This is a genomic window from Streptomyces sp. E-08 (assembly GCF_049913095.1).
Lineage (GTDB): Bacteria > Actinomycetota > Actinomycetes > Streptomycetales > Streptomycetaceae > Streptomyces.
In genome coordinates, this window is sequence record NZ_CP183971.1 from 3,341,617 (window position 1) to 3,358,651 (window position 17,035).

The window sequence follows — 17,035 nt, forward strand, 5'->3', positions numbered from 1 at the left end:
GTCGACTCAGGGGCGCAGGAGGCGCATCGGAAGCGCCCCTGACGAGCTCGGGAGCGCCCCTGACTAGTAGGTGAAGCTGCTCGCCGCCGACGACTCGCCGAACGCGTTCGTCGCGACGACCGGCACCGTCCCGAGGATCCCCAGGAACGGAGGGACCACCACCAGCCTTCGGGGAGAGGCGGGGACGACGCTCAGCGCGTCGACGCCGTTGAAGGTGACCCGGGTCCCCGCGTCGAACCCGGCCCCGTCGATCTCGGCCTTGCCTCCCACCGCGAGCACGCCCGCCGCCGTGTCGGGACTGATCCGGGAGATCGCCGGCGGACTCACCCCGATCTCGACGGACAGCTCGTCGAGGACCGGCTGGATGGGGAGGGCCATGCCGACGGCCGCGACCGGGTTGCCGCTCGCGTCCGTCTGCAGGTTGTCCGCCTGCACCACCAGCCCGACGACCTCGTCGGAGAGGTTGACCGCGACGGAGCCCGAGTCCCCGTGCCACAGGAACAGCCCGCCGGGCGGGAAGGTGTCGATCCGGATCCGGGCCTGCCCGACCTGGCCGGGCGGGTCGGGGATGTGGGCCACCACGAATCCGAGGGTGAGCCCCGTCGTACGGCCGCGCTTCCTGACGGGGGTCCCCACGGTCACGGTGGACGAGCCCCGGAGCGGTCCGACGTCCCGCACCGAGCAGGCGGGAACGCCCCGCCCCGGGTCCGTGACGAGGAGGGCGGCGTCCCAGTCCGTCCCCTGGGCTTCGACGGTGCCGAGGAGCGTGCTCTGCGCGGTCAGGGGGTGCGGCTGGAACATCTCGATTCCGGGGGCCGGGGTGACGTGGTCGGCCGTGAGCAGCCGCCTCGCCCCGTCGCCGCGGAGCTGCGCCACACAGCCCAGCGTTCCGACGTGTACCTCGAACGGGTCCTCCCACCCGATGTCGATGCCGCCCCGCGGCGGGTCGACGAAGCTCGTGTCGTCGACGAGCGCCACCGGCTCGGGGCGGCTCTCGACCACGTCCGTCGCGTACCCCTCCCAGTGCGCCGGGATCACCGTCTCGGACGGGAGCCGGTCAGCCGGGAGTTTCTCGGGGAGATAGACGATCAGGGAGGGTTCGGCGACGTAGTCGTCACCGATCCTCTTCAGCCCGACGCCGAAGGCCGCTTCGGCGGGGAGCAGACGGTTGAAGGCGGCCCTCAGGGATTCGAGTGCCTCGTACGCGTCGGCGGGGATGGCGACGGGTTCTCCGGGATGGACCATCCGGATCCCTCCTCTGGTCGGTCCGGGAGGGTCACCCCTTTCAGTGTGGTCCCGCCGTGCCTCCGGCGCGCCCCGGCCCGGCCTACCGGTCGTCGTACTTGGCCTCGGCCGCCGGGTCGAGCGCCAGCCGGTAGCCGCGCTTGACGACGGTCTGGATCAGCTTCGGCGTGCCCAGGGCCGTGCGCAGGCGGGCCATCGCCGTCTCCACGGCGTGCTCGTCGCGTCCCGCGCCCGGGAGCGCGCGGAGGAGGTCGGCGCGGGAGACGACCCAGCCGGGGCGGCGGGTGAGGAGGCCGAGGAGGGCCATCCCGGCGGGCGGGACGGGCCGCAGGGAGCCGTCGACGAGGACGGCGTGCCCCCGGACCTCGACGCGGTGGCCGGCGACCGGCAGGACCCGGGCGCGCGCGGGAAGCTCCCGGCACAGGAGCTGGACGAGCGGCCCGAGCCGGAAGCGTTCGGGCTGGTGGGTGTCGATGCCCTCCGCCTGGAGCGGCAGCGCCGTCACGGGCCCCACGCACACCGCGAGCACGTCGTGCCGGAGCGCGGCGACGAGTTCGTCCCGTACGCCCCGCTCGGCCGCCCGGGAGAACAGCGACGCGGCGGCCGGCGCGCTGGTGAAGGTCACCGCGTCCAGCCCGCGGGCGAGCGTCGCGTCGAGGAGCCGGTCGAGCGGGCCGAGGTCCTCGGGCGGCATCCAGCGGTAGACGGGGACGCCGACGACCTCGGCGCCACCGGCCCGCAGGGCCTCCACGAAGCCGGGGAGCGGCTCGCCGTGCAGCTGGAGCGCGATGCGGCGGCCCGCCACGCCCTCCTCGAGGAGCCGGTCGAGGACCTCGGCCATGGACTCCGAGGAGGGCGACCAGGACTCGGTGAGTCCGGCGGCCCGCACGGCGCCCTTGACCTTGGGCCCGCGGGCGAGGAGCTCGACGTCGCGCAGGACGCCGAGGAGCTCGTCCCCGTGCCCCCAGCCCTCGGCGGCCTCGACCCAGCCCCGGAAGCCGATCGCCGTGGTGGCGACGACGACGTCCGGGGCGTGGGCGATGAGCTCCTTGGTGGCGGCGAGGAGTTCGGTGTCGTCGGCGAGCGGCACGATCCGCAGGGCGGGGCCGTGGACGACGGCCGCACCGCGCCGCCGCAGCAGCGCGATCAGCTCGTCGGCGCGGCGTGCCGCGGTGACGCCGACGGTGAAGCCGGCGAGGGGGCCGTGTTCTTGCTCGTCCATGGGGCCTGAGCCTGACGGGGGCGCGTGACGGTCTCGGTTCGCCCGTATTTCCTGGTCGTTACGGTCCCCGCCGGGCATCGGGGGTCACACCCGGGCGTAGCCGGACCGGGGCTCCGGATCCGTGACCGCCTCGGCGGTCGCGGGGACGGTGCCCTGGCTTCGAAGGTATACCGCCCAGGTGACGACCATGCAGGCCGCGTAGAAGGCGAGGAAGGCGACGAACGCGGCGGTGCCGGTGCCGGCGGTCTGGAAGGACTGCCGGAAGGCGAGGTTGATGCCGAGACCGCCGAGTGCGCCGACGGCGCCGATGAGGCCCATGGCGGCCCCGGAGAGCCGCCGCCCGTAGGCCTCGGCGGCCTCGCCGGCGAGGCCCTGGCGGTGCCCCTGGGCGAGGAAGATCGCCGGGATCATCTTGTACGTGGAGCCGTTGCCGAGGCCGCTGAGCACGAAGAGTCCGATGAAGCCGACGAGGAAGACGGCGAGCGACTCGATGACGGAGGCGTAGATCACGACCGCGGTGGCGGCGGCCATCGCGGCGAAGGTCCACAGGGTGATGCGGGCGCCGCCGTGCCGGTCGGCGAGGGAGCCGCCGAGGGGCCGGATGAGCGAGCCGAGCAGCGGGCCGATGAAGGTGAGCGAGGCGGCCTGGAGCGGGGTGCGGCCGAACTGGGTCTGGAGGACGAGGCCGAAGGCGAAGCTGTAGCCGATGAAGGAGCCGAAGGTGCCGATGTAGAGGAAGGCCATGATCCAGGTGTGCCGGGCCCGCACGGCCTCCTTCGCGGCCCCGGTGTCGTTCTTGACGGGGGCGAGGTTGTCCATGAAGAGCGCGGAGCAGAGGGCGGCGACGACGACCAGCGGCAGGTAGACGCCGAGCACGATCCTCGGGTGCATCGCGCCCGCGGTGCCGATGACGAGGAGGCCGACGAGCTGCACGACGGGGACGCCGATGTTGCCGCCGCCGGCGTTGAGGCCGAGCGCCCAGCCCTTCTTCCGCAGCGGGAAGAAGGCGTTGATGTTGGTCATCGAGGAGGCGAAGTTGCCGCCGCCGACGCCGGTGAGCGCCGCCACCAGGACGAGGGTGGTGTACGAGACGCCGGGCCGCATCACCGCGAAGGCGAGGCCGGTGGGCAGCAGGAGCAGCAGGGCGCTGAGGATCGTCCAGTTGCGGCCGCCGAAGCGGGCGACGGCGAAGGTGTACGGGACGCGGATCAGCGCGCCGACGAAGGTGGCGGTGCCGATGAGGAAGAACTTCCCCGCGGGGTCGACCCCGTACTGGGGGCCCATGAAGAGGACCATGACCGACCAGAGGCTCCAGACCGAGAAGCCGATGTGCTCGGAGAGGACGGAGAACGCCAGGTTGCGCCGCGCGATCCGTTCCCCCTTCTCCCGCCAGAAGGTCTCGTCCTCCGGTTCCCAGCGTTCGATCCAGCGGCCACCCATCTCGCACCTCCACGGAGTCGGATCCCTGATGTGCATCACGCTAGGAAGGGCGCGTTTCAGGCCGGTGCCGTGAGGTGTCGGTGGCGGAACCTTGCTCTCACCCGGAGCGCACGGGCCCTGTGAGCGCCCCCACGGCTCCCGCCCGCCCCCACGGCTCCCGTCCTACCCCGATCGCTCCCGCCCAGTCCTACGCGGGAAGCCCCGGCTCCCCCTCCGGCAGCCAGGCGCCGGGCGGGCGCTCCAGCCAGCCCTCCCGGGCGCCCAGCTCGGCGGCCGCCCGGCGGAGGGCGTCCAGGCCGGGGTGGCGCAGTCCCTTGCGCCACACCAGGCTCACGGGCGAGAGGGGGACGGGGTCGACGAGGGGCCGGATCACCCGGTCCGGCATGGGCGGGAAGTCGACGACGGCGAGGATCGGGTCGCGGTGCTTGGCCATGAGCCGGCGGAACTCCTCGTGGCCGATCGCGAGGGGCGCGGGCGGGGCGATCCCGATGCCGCGGCCGGCGAAGAGGCGGGCGGCGAGGTCGGTCCACTCGGGGGTGCGGTCGTTCCCGGCCCCGGCGTAGATCCGCTCGCCGGCGAGGCGGGCGAGCGGCACCTCGGGCAGGCCGGCGAGGGGGTGGTCCTCGGGGAGGATCACGGCCATCCGCTCGTACCGGACGAACTGCGAGTCGAGCCGCGCCCTGAGCGGGGCGTCGAGCCCTCCGTACCGGCCGAAGGAGGTGTCGATCCGGCCGGCGAGGATGGACTGCGCGGCCCCGGTGAGGCCGCTCTCGTAGCGGGCCATCAGCTCCTGCTCCGGGGCGAGTTCACGCGCCCGGAGGAGGACGCGCTCCTGGACGAGGTCGGGGCTGTTGAGATCGACGAGGAGCGGCCGGGGCGCGGCCCGGAAGGCCTCGGTGAGCTCGTCGTGCGCGGCCAGCACGCGCCGGGCGTACGGGAGGAGGCGCTCTCCGTCGGGGGTGAGGGCGACCTGCCGGGTGGTCCGTACGAAGAGGTCGGCGCCCAACTCCCGCTCCAGGCGCCGGATGTCACGGCTGAGGGCCTGCTGGGCGACGTAGAGGCGGGCGGCGGCGCGGGTGAAGTGCAGCTCCTCGGCGACGGCGGTGAAGGCGCGCAGCAGGCGGGGGTCGGTGTCGTACGAGGAGGTGGCCACCGCGGCATTCAACAACACAGGTGCGTGAATGGCCACCGCTCAGGTGTTGGACCGGCGGGACCGTGCCGACCCACCCTTGATCCATGCCGCAACCGGACCTCACCCTCACCCCGGCGGGCCCGGCCCTCGCCCCCCGCTACCGCGACCGCGCCCCCCGTGCGCTCCCCGCCGGCCCCTACCTCCGGCTCTTCTCCCACCCCGGCACCCGCGCCTTCACCGCCGGGAACCTGATCGCCCGGCTGCCCTCCGGCATGTTCGGCGTCAGCGTCGTGATCATGATCTCGGCGGCGTACGGCTCGTACGCCCTGGCCGGCGCGGTGACCGCCACCGGCCTCGCGGTCGGCTCCGTGACCGGCCCGCTGATCGCCCGGCTCGTCGACCGGTACGGCCAGGCCAGGGTCGCGGTCCCGGCCACCGTCCACACGGTCCTCGGGAACGTGGTCCTGGTGCTCTGCGTCCACGCGAAGGCCCCGGTCTGGGCCCTGTTCCTCACGACCGCCCTCACCGCCACCACCCCCAACACGGGCGGGATGTCACGGGCCCGCTGGGCACACCTCCTCCGGGACGACCCGGACGCGCTGCACACCGCCAACGCCTTCGAACAGGCCGCCGACGAGCTCTGCTACATGCTCGGCCCGGTCCTCGCCGCCGTCCTCTGCTCGGCACTGTTCCCGGAGGCCGGCACGCTCACCGCCGGCGCCCTCTTCCTCGGCGGCGTCCTCCTCTTCGCCGCCCAGCGCTCCACCGAGCCGCCGGTCGCCCCGCGCACCGCGGCGGGCTCCCCGCTGCGCACCCCCGGCATGGCGCCGCTGCTCGCGGTCTTCCTCGCCACGGGCGCGGTCTTCGGCTCCATGGAGGTGGTCACCCTGGCGTACGTGGACGGCCCCGTCGCGGGCCCGGTCCTCGCCCTCCAGGCCGCGGGCTCCTTCGCGGCGGGACTCCTCTACGGCCGCGTCCGCCGCACCGCCCGGCTGCGCACCTGCCTGGCCGCGATGACGGTCCTGATGGCGATGCCGCTGCTCGGCGCCTCGACCGGCTCCCTGGTGGCGCTCGCCGCCGGCCTCCTGGTGGCGGGCATGGCGACGGCCCCGACGATGGTGACGGGCATGGGTCTGGTCCAGCGCCTCACGCCCCCGGCCCAGCTGAACGAGGGCATGAGCCTCGCGGTGACGGCCCTCCTGGCGGGCATCGCGGCCGGCTCGGCGACCGGCGGCTGGGCCGCCGACCACGCCCCCTTCGCCTCGTTCGGCTTCCTGATCCCGACGACGGCCGCGGCAACGGCCCTGGCCCTGTGCGCGACGGCCCGCGTGGGCCGTCGCGCACGAGGCGGCCGGGCATGACAGAGGCCCGGCAGTCGCTCGCGCGACCACCGGGCCTCTGCCCACATGGGATGAGTGGAGATGGCGGGAATCGAACCCGCGTCCAACGGTGCGGAATCAGGGCTTCTCCGTGTGCAGTCTGGTACGAGTTTCTCAGCCCTCCGGATCACCCAGACAAGTCCGGAACGGGCTCAGCCACTGTTTGATTTCCCTCCGACCCCCGTGACCGGGGAAGGAGGTTTAGATCCCTAAATGACGCCAGGATCCGGGTCGGGACCACCCCCGGGCTGACGCTCCTCACAGAGGCTTCTTGTCGTTACCTAAAATTAGGCAGCGAGGGCGAAGCGGGAGTTATCGCTCTTGGTGTTGGCGATTATTGGTTGCGACATATGGTTTACGAGATCATTGCCGCTTCCTCGACACGCTTCCCACTGCTTCGACATCCGCTGTCGAAACCGATCATCCCCATGTTGTTTTTTCAAAGGTCGCACCCTCGGTGGGGTGCAGTGCCCATCGTACGTGACCGACGGGTGCCGTCGCCAGCGTATTACCGGCGCTAGGCGCTCTGCGCCGCCCGCTGCTTCCGCTTCGCCGCCGCGATCGCCCGGTTCGTCTCGCGCGTGTCCTGCTTCTCCCGCAGGGTCTGCCGCTTGTCGTACTCCTTCTTGCCCTTGGCGAGCGCGATCTCGCACTTCACCCGGCCGTTCAGGAAGTACAGGGCGAGGGGCACGATCGTGTGACCCGTCTCCTGCGACTTCGACTCCAGCTTGTCGATCTCGGCCCGGTGCAGCAGCAGCTTCCGCTTCCGCTTCGCGTGGTGGTTGGTCCAGCTGCCCTGCATGTACTCGGGCACGTGGATGTTGTGCAGCCACGCCTCGTGGCCGTCGATCTGGACGAAGCCGTCGACCAGCGAGGCCCGGCCCATGCGCAGCGACTTCACCTCGGTGCCCATGAGCACCACACCGCACTCGTAGGTGTCGATGATGTGGTAGTCGTGGCGCGCCTTCTTGTTCTGCGCGATGAGCTTGCGCTCCGGCGCCTTGTCCTGGTTCTTCTTGGCAGGCTTGCCCTGCACGTTCACGAGTCCCTTTGCCATAGTGCGGTCATTTTCGCACTACGAGCCCCCTCCGAGGCCACTCAATACCGTTCTCGCCCGTTCCTCGGCCCCCGCCTGCGCCGCCAGGTCCGGTGTGATGCCCCGCCCGTCGACGGCGTGCCCGGCGGGGGTGCGGTAGTGGCCGACGGTCAGCTCGGCGACGGAGCCGTCGGGCAGGGCGCTCGGCATCTGGACCGAGCCCTTGCCGAAGGTCCGCGAGCCGACGGTGACCGCCCGGCCCCGGTCCTGGAGGGCGCCGGTGAGCAGCTCGGCCGCGCTCATGGTGCCCCCGTCGATCAGCGCCACCAGGGGCCTGCCGGTGTCGCCGCCGCCCTCCGCGTACACGGCCCGCTGCTCGCCCTCCACGTCGTACGTGGCGACGAGCCCGCCGTCGAGGAAGGCGGAGGCGGCGACGGCGGCCTCGGCGACCAGGCCGCCCGCGTTGCCCCGCAGGTCCAGGAGGACCCCGGCGCCGGCCGGGGCGGACCGCACGGCGTCACGCACGCGCGTGCCCGCGCCCTTGGTGAAGGCGGCGACCCGGATCAGTACGGCCCCGTCGTCGAGGCGGCGGACGGTGACCGGGTCCGTCGCGAGCCGGGCCCTGAGCAGGGTCTGCGTCCAGGCGGCGCGGCCGCGCTCGACCCGGAGGGCGACGGCCGAGCCGGGGACGCCGTCGCCGCGGAGCAGGGAGACGACCTCGGAGACGGAGAGCCCGTCGACCGGGCGCCCGTCGACCGAGACCAGCCGGTCACCGGTCCGCAGACCGGCCTTGTCGGCGGGGCCGCCGGCCCGGACCCGGGTGACCCGGACCCCGCCCGCGCCGGTCCGGCCGGCCGAGAGCCCGACCCCGGTGTAGGCGCCGTCGAGGGCCTGCTCGAACTCGGCGAACTCCTTCTTGTCGTACACCGCGCCCCAGCGGTCCCCGCTGCGGCTGACGAACTCCTCGGCGGCCTTCTTGCCCGACTTCCCGTCGGCCATGGCCGCGGCGGCGGCCCGGCTGAGCGCGGCACTGTCGACGGTCGCGCCGCCCGGCCCGGAGGCCGGGGCGGTCCGCTCGGCACCCGAGCTCTCCTGCCGGGGCAGCGAGCCGGTGGCGGCGGCGGTGGCGAGGACCCCGGTGAAGACCAACGTCAGAACGGCCCCGCGGACGACTCCACGGGGCCGGATACAGAAGCGTGCGGGCCCGGCCGGCATGCGGCCCACTCTAGGACAAGGCGATGGCGCCGCACGGGCTTTGCCCGTACGACGCCATCGGACGTCAGTGGTGTCTTGTCACACCTTCAGGTACTTGCGCAGTGCGATGAAGGCGGCCACGGCGGGCATGAGCAGGCCGATGGCGATCACGAGCGGCAGCTTGGCGAGGACGGCGTCCCAGCCGATGAAGTTGACCAGCTGCATCTTCTCGGCGAGCGCGATGCCGTGGTCGATGAGGAAGTACCGGCCGACGAGCAGCAGCACACAGGCGACGCCGCCGCCGAGGAGTCCGGCGAACGCGGCCTCCATGATGAACGGCATCTGGATGTAGAAGCTGGACGCGCCGACGAGCCGCATGATGCCGGTCTCGCGGCGGCGGCTGAAGGCCGAGACGCGGACGGTGTTGACGATCAGCATCAGCGCGATGACCAGCATGAGACCCATGACGCCGAGGGCGGCGATGTTCATGCCGTTCATCAGGTCGAAGAGGTTCTGCAGGATGTTCCGCTGATCCTGGACCGACTCGACGCCGTCGCGTCCCGCGAAGGCCGTGGCGACGACCTTGTACTTCTCCGGGTCCTTGAGCTTGACCCGGAGCGACTCCTGCATCTGGTCCGGTGTCACCACGGAGGCGATGGCGGTGTCGCCGTACTGCTCCTTGTAGTGGTTGAACGCCTCGTCGGCCGTCTCCGTCTCGACGGACTCGACGATGTCCATCTTCTTCAGATCGGCCTCGATCTGCTCTCTCTGCTGGCGGGTGGCCGCGCCCTTGGCGCACTTGGCCGCCGTGGTCGCGTCCGCCTTGTTGCAGAGGAAGATGGAGACGTTGACCTTGTCGTACCAGTAGTCCTTCATCGTGCTGACCTGCTCGCGCATCAGCAGCGCGCCGCCGAAGAGGGCGAGCGAGAGGGCCACGGAGACGATGACGGCGAAGGTCATGGTGAGATTGCGCCGGAGACCGACACCGATCTCGGAGAGCACGAACTGAGCGCGCATGGGTCTGCTTTCTCCTACTCGCTACAGGCTCAGTGCTGGTATCCGTAGACGCCGCGCGCCTGGTCGCGGACGAGGCGGCCCTTTTCGAGCTCGATGACGCGCTTGCGCATCTGGTCGACGATGTTCTGGTCGTGGGTCGCCATGACGACGGTGGTCCCTGTCCTGTTGATCCGGTCGAGCAGCTTCATGATGCCGACGGAGGTCTGCGGGTCGAGGTTGCCGGTGGGCTCGTCGGCGATCAGCAGCATCGGCCGGTTGACGAAGGCCCGGGCGATGGCGACGCGCTGCTGCTCACCGCCGGAGAGCTCGCCCGGCATCCGGTCCTCCTTGCCACCGAGTCCGACCAGGTCGAGAACCTGCGGCACGGCCTTGCGGATCTCGCCGCGCGGCTTGCCGATGACCTCCTGCGCGAAGGCCACGTTCTCGGCGACGGTCTTGTTGGGCAGCAGGCGGAAGTCCTGGAAGACGGTGCCCAGCTGGCGCCGCATCTGCGGCACCTTCCAGTTGGAGAGCCGGGCCAGGTCCTTGCCGAGGACGTGCACCTGCCCCTGGCTGGCGCGCTCCTCACGCAGGAGCAGTCGCAGGAAAGTCGACTTTCCGGAGCCGGAGGAACCGACGAGGAAGACGAACTCCCCCTTCTCGATCTCCAGGGAGACGTCCCGGAGCGCGGGGCGACTCTGCTTCGGATAGGACTTGGAGACATTGTCGAATCGGATCACGGATGCACCACGGTCGGCCGGGAGTAGGTGTGCGTGACCTTACGCGACCGGAGATCCTCCGCGCAGTCGCGGTCCTGGCTTGCGACGTTTATCCTTTTCGCCCTCCCGGGCCGAAGGCGGGCATTCCGGCGGGGCGCGCCGAAACGCCGCGGAGCTGGCACAGTGGTAGGGGGAACGTCCGGATCCCTCCGGACGTTGTCCTGGTGTGTACCCCAGTGCGGGAGGAGGAGAGCGCATGACCTACGACCGACTGGTGTGCGCCAACTGCGCGGCCCCGGTCGCCGAGGGCCGCTGTCCCGTCTGCCGCGCGAACCGGGAGCGTCTGACCCCTCAGGGGCTGTCCCCCGCGATGCTGCTGACGCTGGCGATCGCCCTGCTCGCGGCGATCGCGCTGCTCGCCGCGGTCCAGGCGGCCTGACCGGAGGGCATACGGAGCCCACACGAGCCGGAACCACGCGAAAGGGCCGGGGAGCGAACTCCCCGGCCCTTCGTCATGCGTCTACACGCCTACGCGTCCGCGCGGGTGCGTCAGACGGCGGCGCGGCCGCCGCCGACGAGACGCGGCAGCATCCGGAAGCCGATGCCGCCGGCGATCATGGTCGCGGCACCGATGATCAGGAACGAGGTCTCGGCCGCACCGGTCTCGGCGAGCTCCTCCTTCGCCTGACCCTGCTGGACGGGCTGCGAGCCGGCCTGGTCGGTGTCGGTGTTGTTCGGGGTGTCCACGCACTCGGCGCCGTCGAGGTCGACGGTGCAGGTGCCACCGTCGGTGGACGAGCCGCCACCGCTGGTGGTGGTGGAGCCACCGGTGGTCGACGTGTTGCCACCGTCGGTGGTGGAGCCGCCGTCGGTGCCGGTCGAGCCGGAGGCGTCGGAGCCCGAGCCGCTGGAGCCGGAGCCGTTCGAGCCGGAGCTCGACGAGTTGCCGCCGTCGGAGGAGTTGCCGCCGTCGGACGAGTTGCCACCGTCGGACGAGTTGCCACCGTCGCTGCTGTTACCACCGTCGGACGAGTTACCGCCGTCCGAGGAGTTACCACCGTCGCTGCTGTTACCACCGTCGGACGAGTTGCCACCGTCCGAGGAGTTACCACCGTCGCTGCTGTTACCACCGTCGGACGAGTTACCGCCGTCCGAGGAGTTACCACCGTCGCTGCTGTTACCACCGTCAGCGGCCGCGCCACCGTCGGCGGCCGCGCCACCGTCAGCGGCAGCGCCACCGTCGGCAGCCGCGCCGCCATCGGCAGCGGCACCGCCATCGGCGGCCGCGCCACCGTCAGCGGCAGCGCCGCCATCGGCAGCCGCGCCGCCGTCGGCAGCGGCACCACCGTCGGCGGCCGCGCCGCCGTCAGCGGCGCCACCGTCGGAGGCGCCGCCGGAGATCCCGCCGAGGATCGTGTTGCCGCCGTCGGTGTCACCCTCGGACTGGGTGCCGACCTCCACGCCCTGGGTCTGGTTCGAGTCGGTTCCGAATCCGCCGACGGCCTGCGCGGCACCGGCCGCGGTCAGGGACGCACCGGCGATGATCACGGCACTGGCCGCGACCCGCACCAGGCGGACTCGCGTCTTGTTGGTCATCTGGCTGCTACCCCCAGTAGCTCATCATCGTCATGGGGCAGCGCTCGGGCACCTCGCGCAGCAGGGGTGCGTCACGACTGGACCGGCCCCCGTTCACACGCGTCCCAGAAAAGCGCATGCCATTGCGCCACCCTTCCGAGTTTCCGATGAAGCGTCAAGGTCGTTGCGCGTGCGATGCCCGAAAGATCACCAGGTGTCCGGCATGCGCTGATGCAACTGTGACGTAAGCCGGAACTCCGGGCCCGAAGGCGGCAGTTCCCATGTCGACAAAGCGCCCCGACGGTCGCGCTTCCGCTTGCGTCAGCGAATCCGCGGGAGGCACCGGAACGGCACCGGGCCCCGCACCGAGAGGTGCGGGGCCCGGGCTCGTACGACCGAGGGGACTACTTGTCCTGCTGCTTGCGCCAGCGGATGCCCGCCTCCAGGAAGCCGTCGATCTCGCCGTCCAGGACGGACTGCGGGTTGCCGACCTCGAACTCCGTACGGAGGTCCTTGACCATCTGGTACGGGTGGAGCACGTACGAACGCATCTGGTTGCCCCAGGAGCTGCCGCTGTCCTTGAGGGCGTCCATCCTGGCCCGCTCCTCCTGGCGCTGGCGCTCCAGGAGCTTGGCCTGCAGGACGTTCATGGCGCTCGCCTTGTTCTGGATCTGGGAGCGCTCGTTCTGGCAGGAGACGACGATGCCGGTCGGGAGGTGCGTGATGCGCACGGCCGAGTCGGTCGTGTTGACGCCCTGGCCACCGGGGCCCGAGGCGCGGTACACGTCGACGCGCAGGTCCGACTCCTCGATCTCGACGTGGTCCGAGGACTCGACGACCGGCAGGATCTCGACGCCGGCGAAGGAGGTCTGGCGACGGCCCTGGTTGTCGAAGGGCGAGATCCGGACGAGCCGGTGGGTGCCCTGCTCGACGGAGAGCGTGCCGTAGGCGTACGGGGCCTTCACCACGAAGGTGGTGGACTTGATGCCCGCCTCCTCCGCGTACGAGGTCTCGTAGATCTCCGTCGCGTAGCCGTGGCGCTCCGCCCAGCGCAGGTACATGCGCTGGAGCCGCTCGGCGAAGTCGGAGGCGTCGACGCCGCCGGCCTCGGCGCGGATGTTGACCAGGGCCTCGCGCTCGTCGTACTCGCCGGAGAGGAGGGTGCGGACCTCCATCTCGTCGAGGGCCTTGCGGACGGAGGTCAGCTCCGTCTCGGCCTCGGCGAGGGTGTCCGGGTCGTCCATCTCCTCGGCGAGCTCGAAGAGCACCGCGAGGTCGTCGATCCGGCCGCGCAGGGTCTCGGCCTTGCGGACCTCGGCCTGGAGGTGCGAAAGCTTGCTCGTGATCTTCTGCGCCGCCTCCGGGTCGTCCCACAGGGACGGGGCCGCGGCCTGCTCTTCGAGCACGGCGATGTCGGCCCTCAGCTTCTCGAGGTCCAGGACGGCCTCGATCGACCCCATGGTCGAGGAGAGGGACTTCAGCTCTTCGGATACATCGACGACTGCCACGCGTCCAGCGTAACGGCTCGCCGCCCGTCCTACGGCAGGGAGGACTGCTTGGAGTCCTGCGGCGGGGCCTCCGCGTCCCCGGAGACGGCGAGGTAGCCGCCCGCGCCGAGCGCCCCCACGACGACGACCGCCGCGACGGTGAGGGTGATGCGGCGCTTGCGGACCGCCTTGTGGCGGGCCGAGCCGGGACGGCGCGCACCGGCGGGGCGCGGGGCGCGGGCGGTGCCCAGGGGGCCGCCGGAGAGCTCGTCGGGGGCCGGGACCCGCATGGAGGTGTGGGTGTCGCGGTTGGAGTCGGCGGAGGCGCCGGGGACGAGCGGGACGGCGGCGCGGCGCGGGCCGGGCTCTCCCGCGCCCGTGCCGGTGGCGTACGCGTCCTCCTCGTACGGCTCCGGGGCCGGCTCCGCGTCGGGCTCGTCGACGTCCAGCGGCGGGATGCCCTTGAGGAGCGGCAGGACGTCCCCCAGGCGGGTGGCGAGCTCGGAGGCGCGCAGCCGGGAGGCGGGGGCCTTGGCGAGGCACTGGACGATCAGCTGCCACAGCTCCTCGGGGATGCCGGGGAGCGGGACGACGGTCTCGGTGACGTGGCGGCGCAGGACGGCGCCGGGATGGCCGCCGCCGAACGGGGTGAAGCCGGCGAGCAGCTCGTAGAGGACGGTCGCGAGGGCGTAGATGTCGACGGCGGCGCGCGGCGGGAGGCCCTCGACGATCTCGGGGGCGAGGTAGTCGGGGGTGCCGATGATCCGGGTGGCCTTGGTGCGGCCGGGGGTGTCGATCAGCTTGGCGACGCCGAAGTCGGTGAGGAGCGCGGGGTGGGCGCCGCCGGGGCCGAGCGGGCCCTCCATGTCGAGCAGGATGTTCTCCGGCTTGACGTCCCGGTGGACGATCCCGGCCTTGTGGGCGACGGCGAGGGCCTCCGCGACGTCCTTGACGATCGCGACGGCGGCCTCGGGGGCGAGGCGGCGCTCCCGGTCGAGCCGGGTGCGCAGGTCGGTGCCGCGGACGAGGTCCATGACGAGGGCGAGGTCGTTGCCGTCGACGACGAGGTCGCGGACCTTGACCACCCTGGGGTGGTCGAGTCCGAGCAGGGCGGTGCGCTCCTGGACGAAGCGGCCGACGAGCTCCTGGTCGGAGGCCAGGTCCTCGCGCAGCAGTTTGACGGCGACGGGCCCCTCGGGCCCCTCGCCGAGCCACACCGTTCCGGCGCTGCCCCGCCCGAGGATCTGGTGGGCGGTGTAGCGGCTGCCGATGTTCCGTGCCAAGACTGCTCCCTCAGCGGCTGCGGTTCTCGACAAAGCTACGCGTCCACGGCCGCCGGTCTCGACCTCCGAGCGGAAATCACCCCTCGGAAGTCGACAAATCGGCAGTGTTACTGCCCCGTACCGCCGGTAGTACCCCCGGAACCGGTGGAATCGAGGAGCGAGGAGACCCAGCCGGTGAACGACGAGATGCCGTCGCCGATGGCCTCCCAGTAGCCCTTGCCCTGGGCGACCCAGTCCTGGAGCGGGGTGAGCTCCCAGATGAGCCAGCCGCCGATCACGAACAGGACGATCATGATCAGGCAGCCCTTGAGGCAGCCGAGGCCGGGGATCCGCACCGGGTTCGCGCTGCGCTGACGCGGCGGGCGCGGCTCGCGCGGCGCCGGGGCCTGGGGCGGCGGCTGCGGCGGCGTGTACTGCTGCTGGGGCGGGGCGTACTGCTGCTGCTGGGGCGGCGGAGGCGCGTACTGCTGCTGCGGCTGCTGGTACGGCTGGGGGGCGGGTCGCTGCGGGGCCGGGCGCTGCTGCTGGTACGGCGGCGGCTGCTGCCCCTGCTGCGCGCCGTACGGGCCGGGCTGCGGCTGCTGCCCCTGCTGCTGCGGCCGGCGCTGCGGGCGGCGGCGCAGCGGGTCGTCGCCCGGGTCCAGGTACTGCACCTGCGTCTGCTCGTTGCGGTCGCGGACCTGGCGCAGCTGGCTCTGCCAGGGGTGCGGGTCCTCGGCCGGAGGATTCTGCGGTACGGGGGGCATGACGGCCGTCGGATCGGCGGCGCCCGGTCCGCCGGTCGGCATGACGCTGGTCGCGGCGGCGGGGTCGTACTGCGGGGGCATCCCGGCAGCGGCGGCGGCACCGGCGGCGCCGGTGGGCAGCACCTGGGTCGGGTCGGCGGCGCCCGGGGTCCGGTCCTCGGGGGTCCCGGGGACCGGCGCGGGCGCCGGGTCCGGGGCGAGGAGCGCCCCGACGCCGTCCGCGGCCTCGATCTGCGCGGGCGTGGCGTGCACGCCGATGCCGGCAGCGACCGCGCGCAGGCCCCGGGCGAGGTTCACGGCGCTCGGCCGCTGGTCCGGGTTCTTGCTGAGGCAGCGCTCTATGACCGTCCACAGCGGTCCGGGCACGGTCGAGGGGCGGCGCGGCTCCTCGCTGAGGTGCCGGTGGAGGACCTCCAGGGCGGTGCCGCCGGCGAACGGGGGCCGGCCGGTGACGAGCTCGTAGAGGAGGATGCCCGCGCCGTAGATGTCGACGGCGGAGGTCTGCGGGCGGCCCTCGGCGGACTCCGGCGCCACGTACGCGGGCGTGCCGACGAACTCGTGGGTGCGGGTCAGTCCCGGGGAGTCGGCGAGGCGCGCGATGCCGAAGTCGGTCAGCATCGGGTGCATCTGGCCGCCCTGCTCGGCGAGCAGGACGTTGGCCGGCTTGAGGTCGCGGTGGACGACGCCGTCGGCGTGGCTGGCGGCGAGCGCGTCGGCGATCTGCGCGGTGAGGAGCGCGGCGGCGACCGGGGTGAGCGGGCCGCTCTCCCGGATGTACCGGTGCAGGTCGGGGCCCTCGACGAGGTCCATGACGAGGGCGAGGACATCGCCCTCGACGACCAGGTCGCGGGTGCGCACGATGTTGGGATGGGTGAGCCGGAGCAGCACGGACCGCTCGCGCAGGAAGCGCATCACGATGTCCGCGTCGTTGGCCAGCTCCTCCTTGAGGACCTTGATCGCGACGGTCTCGCCGGGCTGACCGGGCACGGCCGCCTCGGCGCCCGCCGTCTCCCGCTGGCGGGCTCGCCAGACGGTGCCCGTGGCGCCGCGGCCGAGCGGCTCCTCGAGCAGGTACTTGCTGCCGATAGGCCGCACGTCACGCGCTCCCTGCTGATCGTGGTCCTGGGGTTGCTTCCCGATGTGTCCCCGGGGTCCCTGTCCTCTGTTGTGACCCGTCCGGGTGTCCGACCCACTTTAGTGCCGCCGAACGGGTCGCAGGCCGGTCGTCCACAGGTGGGTTCCGATGCCGTGTCCGAGCCTCGTCGGGGGCCCGGAGCGGGCGGAAACGGTCCCGAACTTGTCCGGAAGAAGACGCTCCAGGGGGGACGACGGTTGCCACGCATGCTCCGAAGGCATGCCCAACCGGGCTATTTCTCGTCCATGGCCGACCATTCAAGATCACTTGTGACCGACCCGCGGGCGTGTCGTCGGTGGCAGGTGCGAGGATGCCTCCAGCACGTCGCATCGACGGGGTCGGGAGCCCCCGCGCCGTGCCGACCTGTACCGGGCGACGCGTCCGTGCCGGGTGGGGGGAGACACAGGGCGGTTCCCCCCTGCCGGGCCATCTGGCGCAGAAGGGAC

14 protein-coding genes and 1 other RNA gene are annotated in these 17,035 nt (G+C 72.3%); 2 read left to right on the forward strand and 13 right to left on the reverse strand.

The genetic code is table 11. The annotated features are described in order from the left end of the window. Positions 1–63: 63 nt before the first annotated feature. The 4 genes from ACN9MM_RS15230 to ACN9MM_RS15245 form a co-directional block, all read right to left on the reverse strand. Positions 64–1,245 (reverse strand): hypothetical protein, encoded by a 1,182-nt coding sequence (locus ACN9MM_RS15230; protein WP_426364121.1) that lies wholly within the window; start codon positions 1,243–1,245, stop codon positions 64–66. 82 nt (positions 1,246–1,327) lie between these two features. Beyond that, positions 1,328–2,467, reverse strand: coding sequence for a uroporphyrinogen-III synthase (locus tag ACN9MM_RS15235; RefSeq protein WP_426364122.1), 1,140 nt, complete (start codon positions 2,465–2,467; stop codon positions 1,328–1,330). A gap of 84 nt (positions 2,468–2,551) precedes the next feature. Continuing rightward, complete coding sequence (locus ACN9MM_RS15240; protein ID WP_426364123.1) at positions 2,552–3,907, reverse strand: nitrate/nitrite transporter; 1,356 nt, start codon at positions 3,905–3,907, stop codon at positions 2,552–2,554. Positions 3,908–4,094: 187 nt separating this feature from the next. Continuing rightward, positions 4,095–5,060 (reverse strand): LysR family transcriptional regulator, encoded by a 966-nt coding sequence (locus ACN9MM_RS15245; protein WP_426364124.1) that lies wholly within the window; start codon positions 5,058–5,060, stop codon positions 4,095–4,097. 83 nt (positions 5,061–5,143) lie between these two features. Between ACN9MM_RS15245 and ACN9MM_RS15250 the strand changes: the two genes are divergently transcribed. Then, on the forward strand, positions 5,144–6,400 hold the full coding sequence (locus tag ACN9MM_RS15250; protein WP_426364125.1) for an MFS transporter: 1,257 nt from the start codon (positions 5,144–5,146) through the stop codon (positions 6,398–6,400). Positions 6,401–6,452: 52 nt separating this feature from the next. On the opposite strand, the gene ssrA is transcribed toward ACN9MM_RS15250, so the two are convergent. The 5 genes from ssrA to ftsE form a co-directional block, all read right to left on the reverse strand. Then, positions 6,453–6,846: a transfer-messenger RNA gene (gene ssrA, locus ACN9MM_RS15255) on the reverse strand. 89 nt (positions 6,847–6,935) lie between these two features. Beyond that, positions 6,936–7,475, reverse strand: a complete 540-nt coding sequence (gene smpB / locus ACN9MM_RS15260; protein WP_229842970.1) for an SsrA-binding protein SmpB — start codon at positions 7,473–7,475, stop codon at positions 6,936–6,938. Positions 7,476–7,493: 18 nt separating this feature from the next. Further along, positions 7,494–8,669 carry a S41 family peptidase gene (locus ACN9MM_RS15265; RefSeq protein ID WP_426364126.1) on the reverse strand — a complete coding sequence of 392 codons (1,176 nt, stop codon included), beginning with the start codon at positions 8,667–8,669 and terminating at the stop codon, positions 7,494–7,496. 78 nt (positions 8,670–8,747) lie between these two features. Next, complete coding sequence (gene ftsX, locus ACN9MM_RS15270) at positions 8,748–9,665, reverse strand: permease-like cell division protein FtsX (RefSeq protein WP_426364127.1); 918 nt, start codon at positions 9,663–9,665, stop codon at positions 8,748–8,750. A 29-nt stretch (positions 9,666–9,694) separates the two neighbouring features. Beyond that, complete coding sequence (ftsE, locus tag ACN9MM_RS15275; protein WP_030692056.1) at positions 9,695–10,384, reverse strand: cell division ATP-binding protein FtsE; 690 nt, start codon at positions 10,382–10,384, stop codon at positions 9,695–9,697. Positions 10,385–10,619: 235 nt separating this feature from the next. Here ftsE and ACN9MM_RS15280 point away from each other — a divergent pair, with 235 nt between their 5' ends. Then, the gene (locus ACN9MM_RS15280; protein WP_041129480.1) at positions 10,620–10,802 is read left to right on the forward strand and encodes a hypothetical protein; all 183 of its coding nucleotides are present in this window, start codon (positions 10,620–10,622) and stop codon (positions 10,800–10,802) included. Between the two features lie 110 nt (positions 10,803–10,912). Here the strand turns inward: ACN9MM_RS15280 and ACN9MM_RS15285 are convergent, their stop codons facing one another. The 4 genes from ACN9MM_RS15285 to ACN9MM_RS15300 form a co-directional block, all read right to left on the reverse strand. Next, positions 10,913–11,959: a hypothetical protein gene (locus ACN9MM_RS15285; RefSeq protein WP_426364128.1), complete on the reverse strand. Its 1,047-nt coding sequence runs from the start codon at positions 11,957–11,959 to the stop codon at positions 10,913–10,915. A gap of 383 nt (positions 11,960–12,342) precedes the next feature. Continuing rightward, positions 12,343–13,446 (reverse strand): peptide chain release factor 2, encoded by a 1,104-nt coding sequence (gene prfB / locus ACN9MM_RS15290; protein ID WP_426364129.1) that lies wholly within the window; start codon positions 13,444–13,446, stop codon positions 12,343–12,345. Between the two features lie 29 nt (positions 13,447–13,475). Continuing rightward, on the reverse strand, positions 13,476–14,708 hold the full coding sequence (locus ACN9MM_RS15295; protein WP_426364130.1) for a serine/threonine-protein kinase: 1,233 nt from the start codon (positions 14,706–14,708) through the stop codon (positions 13,476–13,478). Positions 14,709–14,815: 107 nt separating this feature from the next. After that, positions 14,816–16,549, reverse strand: a complete 1,734-nt coding sequence (locus tag ACN9MM_RS15300) for a serine/threonine-protein kinase (RefSeq protein WP_426364131.1) — start codon at positions 16,547–16,549, stop codon at positions 14,816–14,818. Positions 16,550–17,035 lie beyond the last annotated feature (486 nt).